At 64.5% G+C, this 25,048-nt stretch carries 17 protein-coding genes; 10 read left to right on the forward strand and 7 right to left on the reverse strand.

The window, feature by feature from the left end; genetic code table 11:
- Window positions 1-189: 189 nt before the first annotated feature.
- Window positions 190-2,106 carry a molecular chaperone DnaK gene (dnaK, locus tag AB4Z43_RS10200; RefSeq protein WP_010912682.1) on the reverse strand — a complete coding sequence of 639 codons (1,917 nt, stop codon included), beginning with the start codon at window positions 2,104-2,106 and terminating at the stop codon, window positions 190-192.
- A 212-nt stretch (window positions 2,107-2,318) separates the two neighbouring features.
- Here dnaK and AB4Z43_RS10205 point away from each other — a divergent pair, with 212 nt between their 5' ends.
- From AB4Z43_RS10205 to AB4Z43_RS10225, 5 genes are all read left to right on the forward strand, one after another.
- Window positions 2,319-4,556, forward strand: a complete 2,238-nt coding sequence (locus AB4Z43_RS10205) for a hypothetical protein (protein WP_441937259.1) — start codon at window positions 2,319-2,321, stop codon at window positions 4,554-4,556.
- Between the two features lie 10 nt (window positions 4,557-4,566).
- Entirely contained in the window at window positions 4,567-8,421 is a 3,855-nt protein-coding gene (locus tag AB4Z43_RS10210; protein WP_441937261.1) for a DUF7929 domain-containing protein, read from the forward strand.
- A 207-nt stretch (window positions 8,422-8,628) separates the two neighbouring features.
- Window positions 8,629-9,306, forward strand: a complete 678-nt coding sequence (rpe, locus tag AB4Z43_RS10215) for a ribulose-phosphate 3-epimerase (RefSeq protein WP_019862369.1) — start codon at window positions 8,629-8,631, stop codon at window positions 9,304-9,306.
- 447 nt (window positions 9,307-9,753) lie between these two features.
- Window positions 9,754-10,497 (forward strand): GntR family transcriptional regulator, encoded by a 744-nt coding sequence (locus AB4Z43_RS10220; RefSeq protein WP_069090647.1) that lies wholly within the window; start codon window positions 9,754-9,756, stop codon window positions 10,495-10,497.
- Between the two features lie 167 nt (window positions 10,498-10,664).
- The gene (locus tag AB4Z43_RS10225; RefSeq protein ID WP_441937264.1) at window positions 10,665-12,179 is read left to right on the forward strand and encodes a malonate--CoA ligase; all 1,515 of its coding nucleotides are present in this window, start codon (window positions 10,665-10,667) and stop codon (window positions 12,177-12,179) included.
- Here AB4Z43_RS10225 and AB4Z43_RS10230 read toward each other — a convergent pair.
- The 6 genes from AB4Z43_RS10230 to AB4Z43_RS10255 all read right to left on the reverse strand — a co-directional run bounded on the left by AB4Z43_RS10230 (window position 12,176) and on the right by AB4Z43_RS10255 (window position 19,308).
- The gene (locus tag AB4Z43_RS10230; protein WP_441937266.1) at window positions 12,176-14,248 is read right to left on the reverse strand and encodes an ATP-binding cassette domain-containing protein; all 2,073 of its coding nucleotides are present in this window, start codon (window positions 14,246-14,248) and stop codon (window positions 12,176-12,178) included. The two genes, AB4Z43_RS10225 and AB4Z43_RS10230, sit on opposite strands and share 4 nt — an antisense overlap.
- Before the next feature lie 76 nt (window positions 14,249-14,324).
- Window positions 14,325-15,437, reverse strand: coding sequence for an NAD(P)/FAD-dependent oxidoreductase (locus tag AB4Z43_RS10235; protein ID WP_441937268.1), 1,113 nt, complete (start codon window positions 15,435-15,437; stop codon window positions 14,325-14,327).
- A gap of 10 nt (window positions 15,438-15,447) precedes the next feature.
- Window positions 15,448-16,620, reverse strand: coding sequence for an N-acetylglucosamine-6-phosphate deacetylase (gene nagA / locus AB4Z43_RS10240; RefSeq protein ID WP_441937270.1), 1,173 nt, complete (start codon window positions 16,618-16,620; stop codon window positions 15,448-15,450).
- A complete protein-coding gene (locus AB4Z43_RS10245) occupies window positions 16,617-17,651 on the reverse strand; it encodes an SIS domain-containing protein (RefSeq protein ID WP_202361160.1) in 1,035 nt (344 codons plus the stop codon). Before AB4Z43_RS10245 ends, nagA begins: the two co-directional genes overlap by 4 nt.
- On the reverse strand, window positions 17,648-18,430 hold the full coding sequence (locus tag AB4Z43_RS10250; protein ID WP_095202943.1) for a GntR family transcriptional regulator: 783 nt from the start codon (window positions 18,428-18,430) through the stop codon (window positions 17,648-17,650). Before AB4Z43_RS10250 ends, AB4Z43_RS10245 begins: the two co-directional genes overlap by 4 nt.
- On the reverse strand, window positions 18,427-19,308 hold the full coding sequence (locus AB4Z43_RS10255; RefSeq protein WP_202361159.1) for an N-acetylglucosamine kinase: 882 nt from the start codon (window positions 19,306-19,308) through the stop codon (window positions 18,427-18,429). The genes AB4Z43_RS10250 and AB4Z43_RS10255 overlap by 4 nt, the downstream gene beginning before the upstream one ends.
- Window positions 19,309-19,506: 198 nt before the next feature.
- Between AB4Z43_RS10255 and AB4Z43_RS10260 the strand changes: the two genes are divergently transcribed.
- From AB4Z43_RS10260 to AB4Z43_RS10280, 5 genes are all read left to right on the forward strand, one after another.
- Window positions 19,507-20,466, forward strand: a complete 960-nt coding sequence (locus AB4Z43_RS10260; RefSeq protein ID WP_019862379.1) for an N-acetylmuramic acid 6-phosphate etherase — start codon at window positions 19,507-19,509, stop codon at window positions 20,464-20,466.
- A 2-nt stretch (window positions 20,467-20,468) separates the two neighbouring features.
- On the forward strand, window positions 20,469-21,728 hold the full coding sequence (locus AB4Z43_RS10265; RefSeq protein WP_143974041.1) for an ABC transporter substrate-binding protein: 1,260 nt from the start codon (window positions 20,469-20,471) through the stop codon (window positions 21,726-21,728).
- Between the two features lie 252 nt (window positions 21,729-21,980).
- Window positions 21,981-22,910: a carbohydrate ABC transporter permease gene (locus AB4Z43_RS10270; RefSeq protein ID WP_284276597.1), complete on the forward strand. Its 930-nt coding sequence runs from the start codon at window positions 21,981-21,983 to the stop codon at window positions 22,908-22,910.
- Between the two features lie 227 nt (window positions 22,911-23,137).
- A complete protein-coding gene (locus AB4Z43_RS10275) occupies window positions 23,138-23,977 on the forward strand; it encodes a carbohydrate ABC transporter permease (RefSeq protein ID WP_010912697.1) in 840 nt (279 codons plus the stop codon).
- Entirely contained in the window at window positions 23,974-25,035 is a 1,062-nt protein-coding gene (locus tag AB4Z43_RS10280) for a Gfo/Idh/MocA family protein (RefSeq protein WP_441937275.1), read from the forward strand. Before AB4Z43_RS10275 ends, AB4Z43_RS10280 begins: the two co-directional genes overlap by 4 nt.
- Window positions 25,036-25,048: the final 13 nt, after the last annotated feature.

Raw genomic sequence — 25,048 nt, forward strand, 5'->3', positions numbered from 1 at the left:
GCATTGTTGCGTCTTTTGCCGGCACGCTGTCTCGATTTAGGATCGGTGCCGCCCGGATGCCAGTGCTGGCGTGCCTCTGTCCGGGTTTTTCTGTCGTTTTTTCGGGGAGGTCCCGCACTTTTCCGGCAAGGGTTGCAAAAAAGCCCGGCTTTATGCCGGGCTTTCCGCTTTATCTTGCCGTCAGGCGGCTCAGGCCGACTTCTTCTTGTCGTCGTCCTCGTCGATTTCCTCGAAATCGGCATCGACCACGTCGGAGTCCTTGGCGGCGTCCGCCTTGGCATCGGCTTCCGCCGCTTCCTTCTGCGAAGCCTCGTACATGGCCTGGCCAAGCTTCATCGAAGCTTCGGCAAGCGCCTGGCTCTTGGCCTCGATGTCGGCCGCGTCGTCGCCCTCGGCGGCGGTCTTCAACGCCGCGATGGCATCGGAAATCGCCGTGCGCTCGGCTTCCGAGACCTTGTCGCCATATTCCTTCAGCGACTTCTCGGACGAATGCACCAGCGCCTCAGCCTGGTTGCGGGCCTCGACCACGGCGCGCCGCTTCTTGTCGGTCTCGGCGTTGGCTTCGGCGTCCTTCACCATCTTCTCGATGTCGGCGTCCGAAAGACCACCCGAGGCCTGGATGCGGATCTGGTGCTCCTTGCCGGTGCCCTTGTCCTTGGCCGAAACGTTGACGATGCCGTTGGCGTCGATGTCGAAGGTGACCTCGATCTGCGGCACGCCGCGCGGCGCCGGCGGGATGCCGACCAGGTCGAACTGGCCGAGCGCCTTGTTGTCCGCGGCCATTTCACGCTCGCCCTGGAAGACGCGGATGGTCACGGCCGACTGCGAATCTTCAGCGGTCGAGAACACCTGGCTCTTCTTGGTCGGGATCGTCGTGTTGCGCTCGATCAGCCGGGTGAACACGCCGCCCAGCGTCTCGATGCCGAGCGACAGCGGCGTCACGTCGAGCAACAGCACGTCCTTGACGTCGCCCTGCAGCACGCCGGCCTGGATGGCGGCGCCGAGAGCAACGACCTCATCCGGGTTGACGCCCTTGTGCGGCTCCTTGCCGAAGAACTGCTTCACGATCTCCTGGATCTTGGGCATGCGGGTCATGCCGCCGACCAGGACCACTTCGTCGATCTCGCCGGCCTTCAGGCCGGCATCCTTGAGCGCCGCCTTGCACGGGTCGATGGTGCGCTGGACGAGATCCTCGACCAGGCTTTCGAACTTGGCGCGCGTCAGCTTCAGCGTCAGGTGCTTCGGGCCGGTCGCGTCGGCGGTGATGAAGGGCAGGTTGATCTCGGTCTGCGTGGTGGACGACAGCTCGATCTTGGCCTTTTCAGCCGCCTCCTTGAGACGCTGCAAGGCGAGCTTGTCGTTCTTCAGGTCGATGCCCTGTTCTTTCTTGAACTCGGCCGCCAGGTACTCGACTAGGCGCATGTCGAAATCCTCGCCGCCGAGGAAGGTGTCGCCATTGGTCGACTTCACCTCGAACACGCCGTCGCCGATTTCGAGCACCGAAATGTCGAACGTGCCACCGCCAAGGTCATAGACGGCAATGGTCTTGCCATCCTTCTTGTCGAGGCCGTAGGCGAGCGCGGCAGCCGTCGGCTCGTTGATGATGCGCAGCACTTCGAGGCCGGCGATCTTGCCGGCGTCCTTGGTGGCCTGGCGCTGGGCGTCGTTGAAATAGGCCGGAACGGTGATGACCGCCTTCTCGACCTTCTCGCCGAGATAGGCTTCCGCCGTTTCCTTCATCTTCTGCAGGATCATGGCCGAGATCTGGCTGGGCGACTGCTTCTTGCCGCCGGCCTCGACCCAGGCATCGCCATTGTCGCCCTTGACGATCTTGTAGGGGACAAGCTTCTTGTCCTTTTCCGTCACCGGATCGTCATAGCGGCGGCCGATCAGGCGCTTGACCGCGAAGATGGTGTTTTCAGGATTGGTGACCGCCTGGCGCTTGGCCGGCTGGCCGACCAGACGTTCGCCGTCGCCCGAGATGGCGACGATGGAAGGCGTCGTGCGCGCGCCTTCCGCATTCTCGATCACCTTGGGCTCCTTGCCATCCATGATGGCGATGCAGGAATTGGTGGTGCCGAGATCGATACCGATTACTTTTGCCATTTTTCTAGTCTCTCCTCTAAGCAGGCTTTCAGGACCCATGAAGGCGTTCCGACGAAAGCCCCTGTTCATAAGAAATCCCGTCCGGCCACCGGTGTCCCAGCGTCGCACGGCTTGGCGCGTATATAAGAACAGGCAGCATCGGGCGCAAGCATTCTGCGCAAGGCTTCCATGAACCTTTCCACCTCCGTCCGCGACAGAGGTCAAGGTGCCGCATGGTGCGGCCCGGAAAGGAAGCCCCCATGACCAGCAACCCAGAGGCTCTGAGGTCTCCGGGAACAACAGGAGCTCGGCGCGACCACCGCCTTCGGGACGGGGTCGATGCGCTGGGCTTCCCGCTGATTCCGTTGACCCTGCGTAAGAGCAGGCGTATCGTAACAATGAGGAAAGCAGACAATTCGAGCAGGGAAGAACGAGCCGGACCGCCGCGCCTTGCCCTGGTTCGCGCGGCACAGCCGGAGGCTCCTCCCGCAGACTTCGGGGGGAGTTCCATGTCTTGCGATCACGGCCCGTTCGTGTCTTCTCGCATCAGCCGGTTGCACCGCCTGATCAAGGCAACCGGCGGACTTCTTGCGTTTGCCCTGACCGCCGGCCTTTGGCTTGGCGGCGTCGCCCGGGCGCAGGACACCCAGATCATCTATCCCGGCTCGATGGCGGTCACCGGATTTTCCGGCACCATCATTCCGAATTTCGACGAAGGCCTGCCGCCCGGTGTCGATCCGGTCGACGAAACCTTCATCGACACCACGCGCGCCACTTTGCGCGTTTTCGACGTTTCGCATCTCGGCGGGCCGGCCTCGGGCCAGCTCGTCTTCACGCCGCCGCCCTTCGAGGTCACGGCCGGCCAGATCGGCCAGGTTTTCGGCCTCACCTATGATGACGGCGTGCGCGATGGCGTTCCGTCTGGCGTTCCCAATCTTTACGCCGCCGCCACCTCGCTGCACGGCATCCGCATCGTCACGCCTGATACCGACAGTGACGGCAGGCCGGAGCGGCAGCGCCGCGGCACGGCGGGCGCCGCCTTCATGGATGGCCAGTTCGGCACCGAAAACGGCGGCGGACCCGGCACTATCTGGAAGATCGACGGCATCACCGGCCAGGTCGCCAAATTCGCCGACATCGACACCAACAGCGGCCCCGGCATCGGCAATCTCACCTTCGATCCCAACCACCGCCAGTTTTTCGCCTCGGATCTCGACACCGGCCTGATCCATCGCATCGACGCCACCGGCAGATTGATCGACACGTTCGATCATGGCGTCGCCGGGCGCCCGGCGCATGGCCTGGCTCCCGTCGCCGACGACGGCGCGGTGATGGACATTCAGGGTGCCGCCTTCGACACCGAAGACCCCGAGACCTGGGGCTACACCCAGGACGAGCGCCGCGTCTGGGCCGTCTCCTACCATGGCGGCCGGCTCTACTATTCGGTCGGCGAAAAGTCGGAAATCTGGTCGGTGGGCATTGCCCGCGACGGCAGCTTTGCCGGCGACCCGCGCTGGGAACTGACGGTCAAGGCCGACAAGGACTACGCCGTCACCGACATCGCCTTCGACAACAGCGGCTTCATGTATCTCGCCCAGCGCGGCCCGGTCGAAAACCGTTATGATTACAGCCAGTTCGCGGATTCCGGCAAAGGCGAGGTCATCCGTTATTGGCGTGAGAATCCGGACGATCCGGCAACGGAATCGGTCTGGGTGGAAGTGCCGCAGGAATACGCGGTCGGTTTCCCGCAAGGCAACCGGCAGTCGGCCGGCGGCCTCGACCTGCAATATGGCTATGACGCCGACGGCAATCTCGACACCTCGGTATGCACGCAGACGCTGGTCAACACCGGCGACAAACTGCGCGACAATCCGACGCTTGCCGAGCAACTCGCCGCCGGCGGGCCGCTCGCCGTGCACGGCGTGCAGATCACGCCCAAGGACCTGGTCAAGCCGGCCAACGTGCCGCCCTTCGGTTCCTGGTTCGTCGATTTCGACGGCTATTTCGAGGATCCCGAGGTGGAAGGCCATGTCGGCGACGTCGCCGTCTGGCACCCCTGCGAGGGCCGCGCCGGCTACTATGAAGAAATCCCGGGCGGCTATCTGCCACCCTTCTACCCGCCGGACTTCCCACCGCCCGGCAATCTGCCTCCCTGTCTCGATGTCGACGACGTGCAATATTACTGCACGCCTTCGGGCCTCGAGGCCGATCTCTATCTCCATGACCATGCCGGCTTCGGCGGCGATTCGATCAAGGCCCAGTCCAGGACGCCAGGCGTCGCGGTGACGTCACCCATGTCGCATGCGCCCGGCAAGCCTTACACGATCGGCATCACCGGCCATTATCCGGGCGACAGAGTGGATGTTGGACTTTGCTTCTACAGGAAGTCCGACAAGGACAAGGGTGGCTACTACCCTTGCTGCAAGATGACCTTGCCGCTCCGCACCCCAGCCGTCAGTTGCGAACGTTGAGGAGGGGAAGATGAACAATCTCGCACTCTCCCCGCTCGCGCAAAACCACGCAACCGTCATGGAGACGATCATGAAACCCCTGTCATACGCCAGGCGCGGCGCGCGCTGGCTGATGGCGGCCGGTATCGCGGTCGCCATGCTAACCCCGTTCGCGAGCCACGCGGAAGACGCCGCTCCGATCACCCCGGAACTGAGGCTCGATCTCGACAATTCGCGCGTCGTCAATCCGAGGCCGGAGCGGGTCGTCCCGTTCTTCACCAAGCAAGGCACCCAGAGAGGCTGCGACTATGTCGTCTACTCCCTGAGCTTCGGCCTGCGCGGTGACCCGCAGGGTTTTGCCGATCCGGGCCTGGTGGGCTTGCTGAAGAAACTCAAGATCGAGTTCAAGGACCAGCTTCCGCACGGCCTTGCCATCGTCAACGTCAATGTGTCCGGCGACGGCACGGATGCCTCCGGCGGACCCCTGCCGAGCGCGACGATCAGCAATACGGCGGGTCCCAATGATACCGCCACGGTGTCCGATTTCCGGCTCTCCGCCGCCGATCTCGACGGCGCCGGTGCCGCCAATGAACGTGTCATCAATTTCCAGATCACCGCCAAGATCGACCATGCGGCGTTTCCCGCGCCGACGATCGTCGACAATCAGGGCTTGATCAAGGTGAGCAACGAAGCCGGCACCGGGACCATCATCCCGTCGCAGGATCCGAGCAAGCCTGACGATGGTGACTACAAGACCGGTGTGAAGACCTCGATCAAGATCGATGTCACCAAATGCAACCCGCCGCCGCCACCTCCCGGCAAGGAATGCTTCAAGGTGGAACGCGGCACGGTCGATTGCGTGCCCGGCGGCGGCGCCTTCATCTACCACATGCCGGTCGGTCCGGAGATGGGCGGCAAGTGGGTGCAGGTGTCGACCACCACGCCTGGCATCACCATCATCCCCGACACCCAGCTGGTGCCGGTGGGCGGCGGTGTGCTCAACTGGAAGATCGTCGGCGCATCGCCTGGCGACGTCATCCACCTCATCGTCACCGGGATCGAGACCTATGCCGGGCCGAAGGAGGGCTGGGGCCTGTGCTGCACGCAGACCATCGACATCGTCATCCCGCGTGACCAGCGGTGCCCGCCCAAGGACAAGGAGCCGGATCTCAAGGTCGAGAAACGCGCCGATGTCCCACGCTGCACCATGGCCGGCGGCTGCGACTTCACCATCAGGGTCACCAATGTCGGCACCGCGCCCTACAACGGCAAGATCGTGCTCGACGAGGTGACGCTGCCGGCCGGCTCGACGCTGACTTCAGGGCCCAATCCGCCCTGGGTCTGCGTGCCCGGCACCACGCCGATGACATGCACCTATCCGGTGACCACGCTCAATCCGGGGGCCTTTGTCGACCTCAAGCTCGGCTTCAAGCCGGCCGGGGGCTGGCAAGGCAGTGCGCTGCGCAACTGCGCGACCTACAACTATGCCGCCAGCGGCAAGCCGCTGTTCGGCAGCCAGTCGAATGATCGTGGCTGCGCCTCGATCCCGATCTGCCGCCGTGGCGATCGTGACCGCGACTGCCAGCCGCCGGTCGAGAAGAAGGTCGACCTGATCCTGAAGAAGCGCGCGCGCATCCCGGTCTGCACGCCGGACGGCGTCTGCTACTTCGTGATCGACATCATCAACAACGGCACATCCACCTATAACGGGCCGCTGACGGTGATCGACAACTATCCTGGCGGCGCACCGAGCTCCTCGACCTTCGGGCCGAGCCTGCCCTGGACATGCGGTCCGAACGGCCCCGGCCAGTTCCGCTGCGACAATGCCGGCATCTCGCTGCCCCCGGGCGCCTCGACGCCGATCTTCGTCAAGGCGGTCATGCCGGCCGACTATCAGTCGGATACGGTCGAGAACTGCGCCGCGGTGAAGGCCATTCCCGGTGAGGTCGATCTCACCAACAACAAGGCCTGCGCCAAGGAACACATCCGTCGTCCCAATGGCGGCAAGCCTGGCCTGCGCATCACCAAGGTGTGCAACGGCTCGCTGGCCGGTGCCGCGGTCGTCTCTTGCCGCATCACCGTTTCCAACGCCGGCACGGCCGCCCCCACCGGGCCGGTGCGGGTCAACGATGCCGCCACGCTGGTGTCCGGCGGCGCGCCCGTCCAGATCCAGACCGTCACCCCTGACGGCGCGGAATGGGCGTGCGGACCGGTTCCGGCCAACACGCTGTCGTGCCAGATTCCCGGCGCCGTCATGACGCCCGGAACCAGCAGGCACTTCGACGTCACGGTCTCGGCCAATGGCGAGTTCGAAAACTGCGCGCGCGGCTCCTATGGTCCGGCGCCTGGCGACGACATCGTCTATCCGATCGGCCAGGCCTGCGCCAAGGGCGGCGGCGCTTCGACCATCCGTGTCGAGAAGACCGGCGACCGCGAATGCCGGCTCGGCCAGCCCTGCTCGTTCGACATCACCATATCAAATGACGGGACGAGCCCCTTCTCCGGCCCGGTCCGCATCGGCGATGCGATCGGCGTGGAAGGTCTCGGCCGGCTGGACGGCGTCGCGATCACCTCGATCGATCCGCCCTTCGGCTGCTCGCCCGAACCGGCAACCCTGCCTCTGTCGTGCATTGCCAACCTGACGCTCGGCGCCGGCGAGAGCCAGTCGCATCATGTCACCGTGGTCATTCCCGACGACGGGCGTCTGGCCAACCTGCAGGGCAACGTCAATGGCCAGAACTGCGTTGGCGTCCTGTCTCCCGACACGCGGGTGCAGGACGGCGGCGACGTGCTGTCCAAGGATGCGGCCAATGTGCAGGGCGATCGCGGCAAAGCCTATGCGTGCCATCCCTTCATCATCACCCATGAGGTGAAGAAGGAATGCTCGCCGGGCTTCGTCATGAGCGATGCCGGCCGCTGCGTCTGCCCGGAAGGCACCACCTTCCGCAACGGCCAGTGCACCGGCGGCGGCACCAACATTCTGCCGACGCCACCGCCGCCGCCGAAGCGCTGCGTGCTGCTCGAAGGCCAGATCCGCACCGAGGACGGGCGCTGCATCTGCCCGCGCGGCACGGCGCTGGAGAACGGCAAGTGCGTCAGCACCAACAGGCCCGAGCAGTGCACCATCCGCGGCCAGATCCACGACGCCGACGGCTACTGCGTCTGCCCGCAAGGGACCGAAGTGCGCAACGGCGCCTGCCGTCCGATCCGGCCGAAGCCCCAGGAGTGCCGCATCCCCGGCCAGATCCGCAATGCCGATGGCGATTGCGTCTGCCCGCAGGGGACCGAGGTGCGCAACGGCGCTTGCCGTCCGGTGCGGCCGAAGCCTCAGCAGTGCCGCATCCCCGGCCAGATCCGCAATGGCGATGGCGATTGCGTCTGTCCGCAGGGCACCGAGGTGCGCAACGGCGCCTGCCGGCCGGTCCGGCCGAAGCCTGAGCAGTGCGCTATCCGCGGTCAGGTCCACGACGCCAATGGCGATTGCGTCTGCCCGCGGGGTACCGAGGTGATCGACGGCGCATGCCGGCGCAAGCAGCCGCAACTGGAGCAATGCGACATACGCGGCCAGGTCCACAACAAGCGCGGCGAGTGTGTCTGTCCGCGCGGGACCGAGGTGATCGACGGCGCATGCCGCAGGGCCAGGCAGCAGACGGAGTGCGCGCCGGGCACCCAGATGATCAATGGCCAGTGCCAGCCGATCTTCAAGCGGCGCTGCCCGGAAGGCACGATCGGACGGTATCCAAACTGCCGTCCGATCCGGGGACAACCATCGCTGGAGATCAACCCGGGACTGCTGCTGCAGCAGGTGCTGCCACGGCGTCAGCCGCAGGTCGACCAGCAGCAGGATCCAGCACCAAACAGAATCCTGAAGCTCCAGCAGCAGTAACCAGCTGCTCGACGCCAGACCAGAAACCCGCCGGGGCAATCCGGCGGGTTTTTCTTCATGGCACCGGCAATGGGGGATCGCAGACGCGGCAACGCCACCCAAGCCTGTGGAGCCGCCACGTCTGCACCCTCGACAAGTCACCCGCCGGGCATTAGGCAGTCGGTCCAGAGTGACCGGTATGAAAAGGGCGCCCGGAAAGGCCGCAGGATGAGCAGAAAGACCTTGATCGCACCATCGGTGCTGGCTTCGGACTTTTCGAGGCTCGGCGACGAGGTCGAAGCCGTCGCGGCGGCAGGCGCCGACTGGATCCATCTCGATGTCATGGATGGCCATTTCGTCCCCAACATCACCTTCGGCCCGCCCGTCATCAAGGCGATCCGCAACCGCACCAAGGCCTTCTTCGACTGCCATCTGATGATTGCGCCGGCCGATCCCTACCTCGCCGCTTTCGCCGAGGCCGGCTGTGACGGCATGACCGTGCATGCCGAGGCCGGGCCGCATCTCGACCGTTCGCTGCAGACCATCAGGAATCTCGGCAAGAAGGCCGGTGTGTCGCTCAATCCGGCGACGCCGGAAACGATGATCGAATATGTGCTCGACCGGCTCGACCTGATCCTGATCATGACCGTCAATCCGGGTTTTGGCGGCCAGGCTTTCATCCCGGGGATCGTCGACAAGGTGAGAAGGGTCAAGGCGCTGATCGGCGACCGGCCGATCCGCATCGAGATCGACGGCGGTGTTTCGCCAGAGACAGCCCCCCTGGTCACGGCAGCCGGTGCCGACGTGCTGGTGGCGGGTGCGGCCATCTTCAAGGGCGGCAGCGTCGAAGCCTACCGCGCCAACATCGAGGCGATCAGGACAGCGGCCGACAAGGCCGCCGGCTAGAGCGTTTCACCATTTCACGCAAACGGCGGATCGCTCTAACGCTTTGTTTTGACGCAATTCCCAAGGGAAAGCGCTACGCGCTTTTCCCGGGAAAACCGCTCACACTTTTCCTGGAATTGCTCTAACGCGCCGCCACGAATCGGATTCGCTGAAAGGCCTGATAGGGGCAAGCCGCCCGCAGTCTTTGCGCGCGACAGAAAAGATGCTCGCACAGGCACACAAGAAACGGATAAACCTGCGTGTATACAAAACACGTTAAGTTTCTACTGGTTGTAGAGATGCGCAAGTTTCCACGATCAGATGCAGAGCAGGGTATATTTCTTTGTGCTTAAGTACAATAGCGCCATCTTCTGCTTGAGCCCCTTTACGCAGACATTGTATGGTACACGTACGGAAGATTCTTCTAGGACTCGCATTGCCCGGAAAATTGGGGACAAGGAGTCAACCTTGACATACGGAGCTGCCAATCTGAACGACGACGGCACAGGATCCAAGAGCACACTTGCCAGTACGGTCTACCAACGATTGCGGGAGGATCTTCTCAGCGGCGCTCTTGAAACCGAAAGCAAGCTGCGGGTCGAGTGGGTTGTTTCCAAATATGGCGCCGGCGCTTCCCCGGTTCGCGAAGCTCTCAATCGCCTTGCCTCCGAAGGACTTCTTGGTCGCCACGACCAGCGTGGCTTTTTCATCATGCCGGTCAGTGCGGCGGAGCTCGAGGAGCTGACGCGCACCCGCTGCTGGCTCGAGGAGCGGGCGCTTCGCGAATCCATCGCCCACCGCACCGCGGAATGGGAAGAACAACTGGTGCTGGCGCTGCATCGCCTGGGCCGCGCCTCACGTCTTTCGCCGCAAGATCCCTCGTCGCTCGATCCGGATTGGGAGAAATTGCATCGCACCTTCCATCGCGTGCTCATCTCCGCCTGCCGGTCGCACTGGCTCGTGGGTTTCTGCGATCAGCTTTCCGATCACGCCTATCGCTACCGGCAAATGGCCAATGGCGGCGAAAGCGTCCCGCGCGACGGTTCCGCCGAACACCGGCTGATCGCCGAATACGCGCTGGACGGCAATGCCGATGGCGCGGTCCAGGCCTTGATCGAGCACTACCAGCTGACCGCTTCCATATGCATGGAGCGTTTCAAGCAAGGTGAAGTCTCAAAGGTCGCCGCCTCGGTCGCACGCGCCCGGCGGTAACGATCTTTCCCTTGGCGCCTTGTCGCGACCTTCGGCGGGAGTGACGTGCTGGACCGCCGTTTGCGGCCTTGACGGCATGGCTTGGAAACGCGAACTCTTCGCCGCCGACTCATGTAGCCCTCAAGGCGTTGCCGGCGTCGCCATTGCCGTCACTGCGGGAAGACTTCATGAGCAATCATCTGTTCGATGCGTTCAAGTCCCGGATGCCGGCGCCCGGGCATCTGTTGATGGAAACCGATGACGGGCGCACGCTCAGCTATGGCGACATGCTGGCGCGGTCGGCACAGTTCGCGCATGCGCTGCTGCAATTGGATGTCGAGCCCGGCGACCGGGTCGCCGTGCAGGTCGACAAGAGCCCGGAGGCGCTGCTGCTCTATCTCGCCTGCGTGCGCGCCGGCGCTGTCTTCCTGCCGCTCAACACCGCCTACACGCTGACCGAGCTTGCCTATTTCTTCGGGGATGCGGCGCCGCGCGTCATCGTCTGCGATCCGGCAAGGGCGGCCGATATCGGGCGCATGGTCGAGCCATCCGGCGCCGTCGTCGTCACGCTCGACCGCAACGGCCGGGGATCGCTGGCGGACCAGGCCTCGCGTCTGCCGTCGGATTTTCACGATGTGGCGCGCGGGCCCGATGATCTCGCGGCAATCCTCTACACGTCGGGAACGACAGGCCGCTCGAAAGGCGCCATGCTCAGCCACGAAAACCTGGCCTCGAATGCGCGGGTGCTGGTGGAGCAATGGCGCTTCACATCGGGCGACGTGCTGATCCATGCGCTGCCGATCTTCCACACCCATGGCCTGTTCGTCGCCACCAATGTCGTCCTGATGGCGGGCGCCTCGATGCTGTTCGAGCAGAAATTCGACCCGGCCCGGATCGTCGCGCTGCTGCCGCGCGCCACCGCGCTGATGGGCGTGCCGACCTTTTATGTGCGGCTGCTGCAGCAGGATGGATTGGACCGACAGGCGACGAAGACCATCCGCCTGTTCGTGTCCGGCTCGGCGCCGCTGCTGGCCGACACGCACAAGGCCTGGCGCGAGCGCACCGGCCACGCCATTCTCGAACGCTACGGCATGACCGAGACCAACATGAACACCTCGAACCCCTATGAGGGCGAACGGCGCGCCGGCACGGTCGGCTTCCCCTTGCCGGGTGTCGCTTTGCGCATCGTCGACCCCGACAGCGGCAAGCCACTGGCCCAGGGCGAGGTCGGCATGATCGAGGTCAAGGGTCCGAACGTTTTTGGCGGCTACTGGCGCATGCCGGAAAAGACCAAGGCGGAATTCCGCGCCGACGGTTTCTTCATCACCGGCGATCTCGGCATGGTCGACGCCGACTTCTATGTCCATATTGTCGGCCGCGGCAAGGACCTGATCATTTCGGGCGGCTACAACATCTATCCGAAGGAGCTCGAAAGCGAGATCGACGCGCTTGATGGAGTGAGCGAAAGCGCCGTCATCGGCGTCGCCCATCCGGATTTCGGCGAAGGCGTCACCGCGGTCGTCGTGCGGGCGCCAGGGGCAGCGATCACCGGAGCCGAAATCCTCGGCGCCATCGCCGGGCGACTGGCCAGGTACAAGCACCCGAAGCAAGTGATCTTCGTCGACGAATTGCCGCGCAACACGATGGGCAAGGTCCAGAAGAATCTTCTGCGCGATGCCTATAAGGATATTTACGCGTCCTAACTGCCGTTCGCCGTCTTGCGCGGCTTGTTGATCCTGGTGCCGGAACCCCACAAGGCGCGCTGAAATAGCCCGCGTTTGCGGTTGCGCGGCACGAGATCGATATCCCCGACCAGTTTCGCGCCGCCCTTGCGCCGCTCCAGCGTGATCTTGCGGGTGTGGAACGCTTCCAGCTCGGCGCGATGCGCCACGCTGACGATGGTAACCTCAGGCAGTTCGCGGATCACCGTTTCCATCATCTGGTCCTGGCTCTTTTCGTCCAGCGCCGACGTTGCCTCGTCCAGCACGACGATGTCGGGGCGATGCAGCAAGAGGCGCGCGAAGGCGACACGTTGCTTTTCGCCGCCCGACAGCATCTGGTCCCAGGGCGCTTCCTCCTTGATCCGGCCGGCGAGGTGGCCGAGACCGACCTTGTCGAGGGCGGCCTTGATTTGCTCGAGCTTCCACTTGTCGGCGGCCGCGGGGTAGGCGACCACCCGGCGCAGCGTGCCCGAAGGGATATAGGGCCGCTGCGGCAGCATGAACAACCGCTTGTCGGGATGTAAATTGACGCTGCCGCTTCCCCACGGCCACAGGCCGGCGATCGCCCGCACAAGCGTTGATTTGCCCGAGCCGGATTCGCCTGAGACCAGCACCCTCTCGCCCGCTTCGACCGCGACTTCCGTTTCCTTCACCATGGACGTGCCGTCGTCGAGCGTCACGGAGAGATTGTCGAGGGAGAGCATGGTGTCGCCCTTGGTCTCGCCGTGCTGGATGCGCCCGAGTTCGTCGCTCTGCTCGGCGCGCTCCAACCCGTCGAGCGACATCATCAGCGAAGCAATGCGGCGTGCGGAGGCGTTCCAGTCGGCGAGGCGCGGATAATTGTCGACCAGCCAGCCGAAAGAGCCCTGCACGATGGCGAAGGCGGACGCCGCCTGCATGACCTGGCCGAGCGACATCGAGCCTTCGAGGAATTTTGGCGCGCACAGCAGCACCGGCACGACCGGTGCGAACAGGCTCGAACCCTGCGACACCAATGCCGTGCGCATGTGCTGGCCGGTCAGTTGTGCCCAGCGTGTCAGCACGCCGGCAAAGGTCTTGTCGATGCCGCTGCGTTCCTCCTCCTCGCCGCCGAGCAAGGCGATGCTCTCGCCGTTTTCGCGCACGCGCGTCAGCACGTAGCGGAATTCGGCTTCCGCCTGGTTCTTCTCTTCGGACAGCCGCACGAAATCGCGGCCGATGACGAACATCGACGTGGAGGTGATCGCGGCATAGATCACCGCCGTGACGACGAGGAAGCCGGGCACGGTGAAAGTCGAGCCTCCCAGGGTGAAGCTCAAGGCCCCGCCGATCGTCCACAGCACCACGATGAAGGTCGAGGCCGACAGGGTGGCGACAATCACGCCGGCGACGAAGTCGACGGGCGCCTCGGTGGCGACCCGCAGATCTTCCGAGAGGCGGGCCTCGGGGTTCTGGTGGTCGCCCTGCACGAGGTTCAGCTGGTAGTAGCGGCCATTGGCGAGCCAACGCGCTATCACCGAGGTGGTCAGCCAGGCGCGCCAGCGGCGCTGCATCGTCATGCGCAGATAGACCTGCGTGACGACAAGACTGATGCTGCCGATGACGAGCGGCACGAACACCGCGCTCAGGAAATAGACGGTGTGGGCGTCGCGCTTCTCTATGGCGTCGAAAATCGAGCGGTTCCAGACATTGATCCCGTACTGGAAGCCGACATTGATGCCGATCAGGATCAGCAGCCCGATCGTCAATGGCCAGCCGAGCCTGTCGCCGTGCCGCCCCCAATAGCCGCGCCCGCTGATCCAGAACCGTTTCAGCAAATATTTCTTGCGCGCCTGTTCTACCTGCTCGGGCGTCAGCTCGGGATCGGGTTCGGCGGCCTCCGGCGGTGGGGCTTCGCCGACAATCTCGGACGCCGCCGCTTCCACGGTCGATGCCTTCTTGTCGCGCGGCTTCTTTTCGCCCGGTTCCTCCCCGCGCGGTCTCTCGTCACGCGGCTTTTGCCGTCGCGGCTTGGGGGTGCCGCGCGGTTTGATGCCGTCGGCCGGTTTCGATCTGGGTTTCGCCTCGGACATACGCCCCGACAACGAGCTTGAAATCAAAAGGTTTCATGCCGCCCGCTTGATATGGCAAAATTCCCGGCTGCGACCGCTATCGCGGGTACAGCAGTTCGACGACATGGTCGGCGATGGCCAGGCTTGCCGTCAGGCCGGGGCTCTCGATGCCGAACAGGTTGACAATCCGTCCGGCTCCGTGGTCGGCCGGACCCTGGATGATGAAATCGGCGGCAGGCTGGCCGGGACCTGACAGTTTCGGCCTGACCCCGGCATAGGCTGGCTGCAAGGCGCCGTCGGCAAGATCGGGCCAATAGCGCCGGATCGCTTCGTAGAAGGCAGCACTTCGGCCGGGATCGACCGTGTAATCCACATGGTCAATCCATTCGACATCGGGTCCGAAGCGCGCGCCGCCGCCAAGGTCGAGCGTCAGATGGACACCGAGGCCACCTTCGACCGGAACCGGATAGATCAGCCGCGAAAACGGCGACCGGCCGGGAAGCGCGAAATAATTCCCGCGAGCCAGCCACTGCCGGGGGATGAAATCCCCGGGGAAACCGTCGATCCGGTCGGCCAGGGCCTGCGCCTCGAGGCCCGCGGCATTGATGAAGGCACCCGCGTCCAGGGCGAAGGCCTCGCCATTGGCATCGCGCGTTTCGATCCGGATCCTGTCGGCCTCGATCGTCGCCCCGGCAACGGTGGTCAGGAAAGCCAAGGATACGCCGGCGGCTTCGGCCTCGCCGCGCAGCGACAGCATCAGCGCATGGCTGTCGACAATGCCCGTCGATGGCGACAGCAGTGCGCCGGCGCAGGTCAGTGCCGGCTCCAGGCTTTCGGCCTCGCTTTGCGTCAAAAACTCGAGATCATCAACCCCGCTGCGTCGCGCATTGGCCTCGATCTTCCGCAACCCGTCGGTCTGGCCGGGCTCGCTGGCGACGATCAGCTTGCCGGTACGCTTATGGGCGATGTCGTGCTCGGCGCAGTAAGCGTAGAGACGCCGGCGGCCTTCGACGCAGAGTCGGGCCTTCAGGCTTCCCGGCGCATAATAGAGCCCGGCATGGATGACTTCGGAATTGCGCGAACTGGTGGCAGTGCCGATCGCATCGGCCTGCTCGACCACCACCACCTCGCGGCCCGACACGGCCAGCGCCCTGGCGACGGCAAGCCCGACGACGCCCGCTCCGGCGACGACACAATCGATTGTCTGCATGGCCCCGCCTTCAGCGTGAAGCGCCGGCCTCGAACACCTTGTCGCCGCCGATCCAGACGCTTCCTATGCCAAGATCGTCCGACAGCGCAACGATGTCGGCCGCCGTGCCATTGGCCAGCCGGCCAAGCCGGTGCGACTGGCCGATCGCCTGCGCCGGATAGAGCGAGGCCATGCGCAAGGCCTCGGACAGATCGACACCGACGACTTCATGCATGAACCGCACAGCCGAGATCATGTCGAGATCGGCGCCGGCCAGCGTGCCGTCGGCAAGCCGCAGGCTCCCGTCCTTGCGGTAGATGGTGCGGCCGTTGAGCGTGAACGAGGTCATGTCGGTGCCGATCGTCGCCATCGCATCGGTGACCAGCACGATCTTGCCCGGCCCCTGCTTGGCGTCGAGCGCGATCCGGATGCTGGCCGGATGGACGTGGATGCCGTCGGCGATCAGTCCGGCTGACAATGTGCCGATGTTGACGGCCGCGCCCACGAGGCCAGGCTCGCGGTTGCCGATCTGGCTCATCGCGTTGAACAGATGCGTGACCACGCCGGCACCGGCCTCGGCAAAGACCTTTGCCGTGGCGTAGCCCGTGTCGGAATGGCCGAGGCTGACGACAATGCCGGCCTTGGCCAAGGCCGTAACGCGTGCCGGATCGACGGATTCCGGTGCGATGGTGGTGAGCAGCACCGGCAGTTTCGGCCGCGCCGCGATCAGCATTGCCTGGTCGGCATCCGTCATCGGCCGGATCAGCGCCGGATCATGCGCGCCCTTGCGCGCGATCGACAGATGCGGGCCTTCAAGATGCAGGCCGAGGAAGCCCGGCACCTTTTGCCGCGCGGCGGCCTCGCCGGCGGCGATGGCGGCAGCGGTGATCGCGGGCGTGTCGGTGATCAGCGTCGGCAGCAGCGCCGTCGTGCCGAACGGCGCATGCGCCCGGCATATGGTTTCGATCGAGGCGACATCGGGGTGGTCGTTGAGCATGACGCCGCCGCCGCCATTGACCTGGATGTCGACGAAGCCCGGCACCAGCATGCCGCCGCCTGTGTCGGCGGCGCGGATATCCGAGGGAATGGCGCCGGTGGGTAAAATCGCCTCGACCAGGCCGTCGCGCACGACTAGGGCGTGGCCTTCATGCCAGTCGTCACCGTCGAAAATGCGGGCGCCAGTCAGGGCAAAACGGTCGCTCATACGGTCTCCGTCACCTTGCGAAGATTGCGCGGCGTGTCCGGATCGAGGCCGCGATGGCGCGCGAAGGCCTCGACGAACACGTAGAACGAAACGATCAGCGTCAGCGGATCGGTCAGCGGGTGACCGGTGGCGACATGCGGCAGGCGCGTGGCGCGGTTGGCAAGCGCTGAGGTGACGAACACCGGCGCCCCCTTGGCCGCCAGCCCGTCGGCCGCCTCAGTGATGGACGGTTCTGACGCATCGCGCGCGGCCAGCGCCAGCACCGGAAAATCGGGACCGATCAGCGCCAGCGGGCCATGCATGACTTCGGCCGCGCTATAGGCCTCGGCATGCATGCCGCAGGTTTCCTTGAACTTCAGCGCCGCCTCGTTGGCCATCGCCGCCGACGGGCCGCGGCCAAGGATGAACAGCGATTTCTGCTTCTCGATGGTTTCAGCCAGCACGCTCATCCAGTCGCAGGCGATCGCTTTGCCGAAATGCTCGGGCAAGCGGGCCAACGCTGCCAGAAGTGCTTCGTCGCCGGTGGAATGCGCCATCAACGCGAGACCGGCGACCGCGGAATTGACGAAGGTCTTGGTGGCCGCGACGCTACGCTCGGGCCCGGCAAGGATGTCGATCGCATAGTCCGAGGCGCGCGCCAGCGGCGAGTCGGCGGTGTTGGTGACGGCGATGGTCAGCGCGCCGCCGGCGCGGGCGGTTTCGGCCATGGCGACGATGTCGGGGCTCTTGCCCGACTGCGAGATCGCGAGACACGCCGAGCCGTCGAGCCTCAGCTTGCGGCCATAGATCGAGGCGATGGACGGACCGACCGAAGCGACGGCAAGGCCCGCGGTCAGCTCCACGGCATATTTCATGAAGGTGGCCGCATGGTCGGACGACCCGCGCGCCACGGTGACGACGAAATGCGGGTCGCGCTCCTTGATACCGCGCCCGGCCTCGGCGAGCACGGCGCCGGAGCCGTCGAGCAGCCGGGCGACGGCCTCAGGGATCTCCTCGATCTCGCGCTGCATATGGGTGGTGTTGGAGATCATGGTCGGCCCTCTTCGCTCGGCCCTGTCAGCCGCAGTTCGGCAACGAAATCATAGGCGTCGCCCCGGTAGATGGAGCGGGTGAATTCGATCACCTTGCCGCTTGCCAGATAGGAAATGCGTTCGATATGCAGGCCGGCGATACCGGGCGGCACTTCGAGCAGACGCGCATCGCTGTCGCCGAGATTGGCGGCCGAGATGCGCTGCACCGCCCGTACCGGGCGGTTGCCGGTCAATTCCAGCGCCGCATAGAGCGAGGAGCCGATACCAGCTGGGTCGGGCAGCACGCTCGCTGACAGCGAGGCGCGTTCGATCGCCAGCGGCGTGTCGTTGGCGATGCGCAGGCGCGCCACGCGCGCCACCAGCTCGCTCGACGACAGGCCAAGCACCATCATCTCGTCGGGCGAGGGCGCGTAGAGGCCGCGGTCCAGCCATGCCGAACGCACCGCCATGCCGCGCCGCGCCATGTCTTCGGTAAACGAGGTCAGCCGCGACAGCGATTGCTCGACGCGCTCCATGCGCGGCGCCACGAAAGTACCGGAGCCGTGGCGCTGCACGAGAATCCCGCCCTTGACCAAATCCTGCACCGCCTTGCGCACGGTGACGCGCGAAATGTCGGCCTTGGTGGCGATGTCGCGTTCGGAAGGCAGCGCGTCGCCCGGGCCGATCAGGCCGCGGTTGACGGCGTCCTCGATGCTCTTGCGCAGCTGCAGGTAGAGCGGCGCGCCGCTTTGCGCGGATTGCTTCAGCGTGGCGAAGATCTGGTCGGCGGCGTCGCTCATCGCGCCGCCTCCACTGGCTTGGCGAAAAGCCGGACTGCCATCTGCACCGCGCCGCCCAGCGCGTCGTCGAGCGGCGGCTTCAGCAGTGCCCGGTAGCGCGCCGACAGGCGCGGCGCGTAAAGCGGCGCCAGCCCGCCGAGCAGGCAAAGCGGTGCGTCATCCGAAAGGCCGAGTGCGCCCAGCGAGGCCTCGACATCGCCGACCGCCTTGTCGACGATCCAGTTGGCGACGGCATCGCCCTTTTGCGCATGCTCGAACACTTTCGGCGCGAAGCCGCCGAAATCGCCGGGCTTGGCATTGGTGGTGAATTCGACCACGTCCTCGGGATTGTTGCGGAAGATCGCCATCATGGCGTCGGTCAGCGGCGAAGCCGCGCGCACGCCGTCATGGGCAAGCAGCGTCTGCTCCAGGAGGTCGCGGCCGATGCGGGCGCCGCTGCCCTGGTCGCCGACCTGGAAGCCCCAGCCGCCGATGGCGCGCGACGTGCCATCCTTGCGCGCCATATAGGCGGTGCCGGTGCCGAGGATGGCCATGGCGCCGTCACCGGAGCCGACGGCCCCTTCGAGCGCGATCTCGGCATCGGTCTCGACACGGCTTGTGCTGAACGGCAGGATGGCTTCGAGCTGCTGCCGGTAGGTGCCGACATTGGCACCGGCAAGGCCGAGAATGGCCGGTGTTTGCGGGATGAGTTCGGGATCCTTCCCGGCGGCGATGAAGGCTTGCCGCGCGGCGTCGACAATGTTCGAGCGCGCGCCGGTGAGGTCGGTGCGGATGTTGGCGGCGCCGCTTTTGGCACGGCCGATGACCGAACCTTCAACCGTTGCCAGGGCGGCCCTGCAGCTGGTGCCGCCGCCATCGATACCGAGCACGAATTTCACGCGATTTCTCCTCCGGGCGGATAATACCAATAAAATACCAATAGCCAAGAGTTAATTTCCGTTTCAAAAAGATTAAGCCGTATTTTATTGAAAATCCTGAACATTTCGTCGGCTGAACGATTTCCTCTCCGCGATTTCGTTAATGCGTGTGGACAAGTGGTATTTTTTTGGTATTGTTCTGGTATTGGAGGAACACGGATGGCTGAAACGCGCACCGAAGCGCTTCACAGGAATGCCGAGGGGCTGGATATCCAGGCTCCGGAAGCCATCCTTGTTTCGCTGGCCGATGCGCAGATCGAAGCCGCCAAGGCCGTCCACAACGCCATCCCCGCCATCGCTCGGGCAGCCGAGATCATCGCCAGCCGGTTGAACGGCGGCGGCAAGCTTGCGTATGCCGCGGCCGGCAGTTCCGGCCTGATGGCTTTGGCCGACGCCCTGGAGCTTCCCGGCACTTTCGGCATCCAGCGCGACCGCATCGCCATCCTGATCGCCGGCGGCGACGAGGCCTTCAAGACGCTGGCCGGCGGCCCCGAGGACGATACGGAGGAAGCCGCGGCGGCGGTCGCCAAGGCCGGCATCGGCGCCGGCGATTGCCTGATCGCCCTTTCCGCCAGCGGCACCACGCCCTATGCGGTGCGCGCCATCGAGGACGCCCGGCGCCGTGGCGCGGCCACCATCGGCATCGCCAACAACCGGGACTCAGCGCTGCTGCGTCAGGCGGAAACCGCCATCCTCTTGGAAACGCCGCCGGAAGTGATCGCCGGCTCGACGCGCATGGGGGCCGGTACCGCCCAGAAGATCGCGCTCAACATGCTGTCGACGCTGACCGCCGTCCATCTCGGCCATGTCCATGACGGCTACATGGTCAATCTCATGGCCGACAACATCAAGCTGCGCGACCGCGCCGCGCGTATCGTCGCCGCCATCAGCGGGCGCGACAGGGACGAAGCCGCCCGGCTGCTCGAAAAGAGCGGCGGCGCGGTCAAGACCGCCATTCTGCTCGCCGCCGGCGCCGACAGCGCCGATGCGGCGGAGAAACTGCTGGAAGGAACCGGCCAGAAGCTGCGACCGGCGCTTTCCGCGATCGAGGGGAGCAAGGGGCCTAAAACCTCTGTTCTCATCAAAACCGAACCTGAAAAAGGTCAACAGGGAGACTGAGCATGACAACGAAATTACTGACGGCACTGCTTCTGGGCACCAGCATTCTCGGCTCGGCCGGGTTGGCTCATGCCGAGGACGTAACGCTCAACATCGAAAGCTGGCGCGGCGACGACCTTGCCATCTGGAAGGACAAGCTGATCCCGGCCTTCGAAGCCAAGAATCCCGGCATCAAGGTGGTGTTCGCGCCATCGGCTCCGACCGAATATGACGCAGCACTCGGCGCCAAGCTCGCCGCCGGCTCGGCGGGCGACCTGATCACCTGCCGCCCCTTCGACAAGTCGCTCGAGCTCTACAAGAAGGGCAACCTCGCCGATCTCTCGGCGCTGCCCGGCATGGAGAACTTCTCGCCGGTCGCCAAGTCCGCCTGGCAGACCGATGACGGCAAGGCGAGCTTCTGCGTGCCGATGGCGTCCGTCATCCACGGCTTCATCTACAACAAGGACGCCTTCGACAAGCTCGGCATCAAGGTGCCGACGACACGCGACGAGTTCTTCGCCGCGCTCGACAAGATCAAGGCAGACGGCACCTACATCCCGATGGCGATGGGCACCAAGGACCTCTGGGAAGCCGCGACCATGGGCTACCAGAATATCGGCCCCAACTACTGGAAGGGCGAGGACGGCCGCGCCGCGCTGATCAAGGGCACGCAGAAGCTGACCGACAAGGACTGGGTCGCGCCCTATGAGGAGCTGGCCAAGTGGAAGCCTTACCTCGGCGACGGTTTCGAGGCGCAGACCTATCCGGACAGCCAGAACCTGTTCACGCTCGGCCGCGCCGCCATCTACCCGGCCGGCTCGTGGGAGATCGGCCTGTTCAACACCCAGGCCCAGTTCAAGATGGGCGCCTTCCCGCCACCGGTCGAGAAGGCCGGCGACACCTGCTACATCTCCGACCATACCGATATCGGTATGGGTCTGAATGCAGCCTCCAAGCATGCCGACGCGGCCAAGACCTTCCTGTCCTGGGTGGCCTCGCCGGACTTCGCCACCATCTACGCCAACGCGCTGCCGGGCTTCTTCAGCCTGAATTCCTCGCCGGTGAAGATGGCGGACCCGCTGGCGCAGGAATTCGTCTCCTGGCGCGGCAAGTGCAAGTCGACGATCCGCTCGACCTACCAGATCCTGTCGCGCGGCACGCCGAACCTCGAAAACGAGACCTGGGTTGAATCGGCCAACGTCATCAACGGCACCGACACGCCGGAAGCCGCGGCCAAGAAGCTGCAGACCGGTCTCGACAGCTGGTATAAGCCGGCGAAGTAAGAGCTCAGGCAACGGAGCCGGCCGGGCGCTTGCCTGGCCGGTTCCGGATACCCTGGCCTTCAGAATAAGTCCGTTCAGATAGCGATTGTCGGCACCGCCTCGCGGCCTTACCCTTGCTCGTCTTGGGGAAGGCTAGCTGATCAGTCGAGGCCTTTGTTCTTGCCGCACCGGGCAAGGAGGTTGGGGCCGTGCATCGAGGCATCATCTAGCAACAACATCGTCTGGAACCGAGAGACGGCGGGAACCGAACTCATGGCCGCAGATATCAGACCGAAAAGACCGTTTCGCTGGCACATCGCCATCTTCCTGGCGCCGGCCGTGCTCGTCTATACGGCGATCATGATCTTGCCGCTTGCCGGCACGCTGCAGCTCTCGCTGTTCCGCAACATCGAGCAGCACCAGGTCTTTGTCGGTCTGGACAATTTCCGCACCTTGTTCGGCGATCCCAACTGGTCGGTGAATTTCTGGAATGCGCTGCGCAACAATGTCTGGTTCTTCATCATCCATATGCTGGTGCAGAACCCGATCGGCGTCATGCTGGCCGCCCTCTTGTCCAGCCCCAGGCTTAGGTTCGCGGCCTTCTACCGCACGGCGATCTTCGTGCCGACGATCCTGTCTTTCGTCATCGTCGGCTTCGCCTGGAAGCTGATCCTGTCGCCGCTCTGGGGCGTGGCGCCGCATATGATGGACCTGGTCGGCCTGAAAAGCCTGTTCACGCCATGGCTCGGCAAGGAAGAATACGCGCTGACCGCGCTCAGCCTGATCTCGGTGTGGCAGTTCGTCGGCATCCCGATGATGCTGATCTACGCCGCCCTGCTGTCGATTCCCGAAGAGGTGATCGAGGCCGCCGAATGCGACGGCATCACCGGCCTGTCGCAGTTCTGGAAGATCAAGCTGCCGCTGATCCTGCCGTCGATCGGCATCATCTCGATCCTCACCTTCGTCGGCAATTTCAACGCCTTCGACCTGATCTACACCGCGCAAGGCGCGCTCGCCGGGCCGAACTATTCGACCGATATTCTCGGCACCTTTCTCTACCGCGCCTTCTTCGGCTTCCAACTGCAGGTCGGCGATCCCAATATGGGCGCGGCGATCGCCACGATGATGTTCCTGATCATCCTCGGCGGCGTCTGCGTATACCTCTTCCTCGTCCAGACGCGCCTGCGTCGCTACCAGTTCTGAGGGGTGGATATGTTACGGCTGAACACCCCCCTCTGGCCTGCCGGCCATCTCCCCCGCAAGGGGGGAGATCGGATGTCATTTCGGCCTTCGCCAATCTCCAGCGTTGCAAGACGTGCGGCAACGCAAAAGCTGCCAATCTCCCCCCTTGCGGGGGAGATGCCCGGCAGGGCAGAGGGGGGTGCCTGGGCGCCGACCTCACGGATCGCGATTGTCCAGGAGACCATCCAATGAGCACCGCCACCCGTTCGCTGCCTCGCACCATCGGCGCCCACGCAATCCTTTTGACCTACACGGCGATCGCGCTGTTCCCGGTGATCCTGGTCATCATGAATTCGTTCAAATCCCGCGCCGGCATCTTCGGCGCGCCGTTGACGCCGCCGACGCCGAAGACCTTCGACCTGATCGGCTACACCACGGTGATCGGCCAGGGCGACTTCATCCATTATTTCCAGAACAGCCTCGTCGTCACCGTCGCCTCGCTGTTCTTCGTGCTCCTGTTCGGCGCGATGGCGGCCTTCGCGCTGTCGGAATACCGCTTCCGCGGCAATTCGCTGATGGGGCTCTATCTCGCGCTCGGCATCATGATCCCGATCCGGCTGGGTACCGTCGCCATCCTGCAATTGATGGTGGCAAGCGGGCTGGTCAACACGCTGACCGCGCTGATCCTGGTCTACACCGCGCAAGGCCTGCCGCTCGCCGTCTTCATCCTGTCGGAATTCATGAAGCAGGTGTCCGACGATTTGAAGAATGCCGGCCGCATCGACGGCCTGTCGGAATACACCATCTTCTTCCGGCTGGTGCTCCCGCTGGTGCGGCCTTCGATGGCGACGGTCGCCGTCTTCACCATGATCCCGATCTGGAACGATCTGTGGTTTCCGCTGATCCTGGCGCCGTCGGAAGAGACCAAGACGGTGACGCTCGGCGCGCAGCTCTTCCTCGGCCAGTTCGTCACCAACTGGAACGCCATCCTGGCCGCACTCTCGCTGGCGATCATGCCGGTGCTGATCCTCTACGTCATCTTCTCGCGGCAGCTGATCCGCGGCATTACTTCCGGAGCCGTCAAGTGAGTTCGCAAAAGCCTCTTCGCGTCGTCGTCGCCGGGCTCGGCAATATGGGCCGCAGCCATGCGCTGGCCTATCACACCAATCCGGGCTTCGAGATCGCAGCCCTGATCAACCGCTCCGACGTGCCGCTGCCGGAAGGCCTGTCGGCCTATGGCATCAGGCGGTCTTTCGACGAGGCGCTGCGCGAGGAAAAGCCCGATGTCGCCTGCATCGCCACCTATTCCGACAGCCATGCCGACTATGCGGTGAAAGCGCTCGAGGCCGGCTGCCACGTCTTTGTCGAAAAGCCGCTGGCAACGACGGTGGCCGACGCCAAACGCGTCGTCGCCGCCGCCAAGGCCAACGGCAGGAAACTGGTGATCGGTTACATACTACGCCACCATCCGTCCTGGATCCGGCTGATCGCCGAGGCGCGCAAGCTCGGCGGCCCCTATGTCTTCCGCATGAACCTCAACCAGCAATCCTCAGGCCATACCTGGGAGACGCACAAGCAGCTGATGCACACGACCTCGCCGATCGTCGACTGCGGCGTCCACTATCTCGACGTCATGCTGCAGATCACCGATGCCAGGCCGGTCGAGGTGCGCGGCATGGGCGTGCGGCTGACGCAGGAGGTCGCGCCGACCATGTACAATTACGGCCACCTGCAGGTGCTGTTCGATGACGGCTCGGTCGGCTGGTATGAGGCCGGCTGGGGGCCGATGATTTCCGAAACCGCCTTCTTCGTGAAGGACGTCATCTCGCCGAATGGCTGCGTGTCGATCGTCATGAAGGAAGGTGTGAAGTCCGACGACATCGACACCCATACCAAGACCTCGACCATCCGGCTGCACAGTGCGGCGACCGGCCCGGACGGCAAGTTTGTCAAGGCGGACGAAATGCTGTCCATGGCAGGCGAACCCGGCCACCAGGACCTCTGCGATCTCGAACAGGCCTTCGTGCTGAAGGCGATCCGCGAGGACATGGATCTCACCCGCCACATGGACGACGCGGTCAAATCGCTCGCCGTCTGCCTTGCCGCCGACGAGAGCGTGCGCAGCGGCGCAGCCGTCAAACTCTAAAGCTAGGAACAAT

Origin of the sequence: Mesorhizobium sp. 2RAF45 (genome assembly GCF_052115225.1) — a bacterium.
Lineage (GTDB): Bacteria > Pseudomonadota > Alphaproteobacteria > Rhizobiales > Rhizobiaceae > Mesorhizobium > Mesorhizobium jarvisii.

Bases quoted from the DNA above. Each gene is read 5' to 3' on its own strand.
- AB4Z43_RS10260 (WP_019862379.1), top strand. From the start codon at position 19,507: ATGGCTGAAACGCGCACCGAAGCGCTTCACAGGAATGCCGAGGGGCTG.
- AB4Z43_RS10250 (WP_095202943.1), bottom strand. From the start codon at position 18,430: ATGAGCGACGCCGCCGACCAGATCTTCGCCACGCTGAAGCAATCCGCG.
- AB4Z43_RS10265 (WP_143974041.1), top strand. From the start codon at position 20,469: ATGACAACGAAATTACTGACGGCACTGCTTCTGGGCACCAGCATTCTC.
- rpe (WP_019862369.1), top strand. From the start codon at position 8,629: ATGAGCAGAAAGACCTTGATCGCACCATCGGTGCTGGCTTCGGACTTT.
- AB4Z43_RS10225 (WP_441937264.1), top strand. From the start codon at position 10,665: ATGAGCAATCATCTGTTCGATGCGTTCAAGTCCCGGATGCCGGCGCCC.
- AB4Z43_RS10230 (WP_441937266.1), bottom strand. From the start codon at position 14,248: ATGTCCGAGGCGAAACCCAGATCGAAACCGGCCGACGGCATCAAACCG.
- AB4Z43_RS10210 (WP_441937261.1), top strand. From the start codon at position 4,567: ATGAACAATCTCGCACTCTCCCCGCTCGCGCAAAACCACGCAACCGTC.
- AB4Z43_RS10275 (WP_010912697.1), top strand. From the start codon at position 23,138: ATGAGCACCGCCACCCGTTCGCTGCCTCGCACCATCGGCGCCCACGCA.
- nagA (WP_441937270.1), bottom strand. From the start codon at position 16,620: ATGAGCGACCGTTTTGCCCTGACTGGCGCCCGCATTTTCGACGGTGAC.
- dnaK (WP_010912682.1), bottom strand. From the start codon at position 2,106: ATGGCAAAAGTAATCGGTATCGATCTCGGCACCACCAATTCCTGCATC.
- AB4Z43_RS10205 (WP_441937259.1), top strand. From the start codon at position 2,319: ATGGTGCGGCCCGGAAAGGAAGCCCCCATGACCAGCAACCCAGAGGCT.
- AB4Z43_RS10245 (WP_202361160.1), bottom strand. From the start codon at position 17,651: ATGATCTCCAACACCACCCATATGCAGCGCGAGATCGAGGAGATCCCT.
- AB4Z43_RS10270 (WP_284276597.1), top strand. From the start codon at position 21,981: ATGGCCGCAGATATCAGACCGAAAAGACCGTTTCGCTGGCACATCGCC.
- AB4Z43_RS10235 (WP_441937268.1), bottom strand. From the start codon at position 15,437: ATGCAGACAATCGATTGTGTCGTCGCCGGAGCGGGCGTCGTCGGGCTT.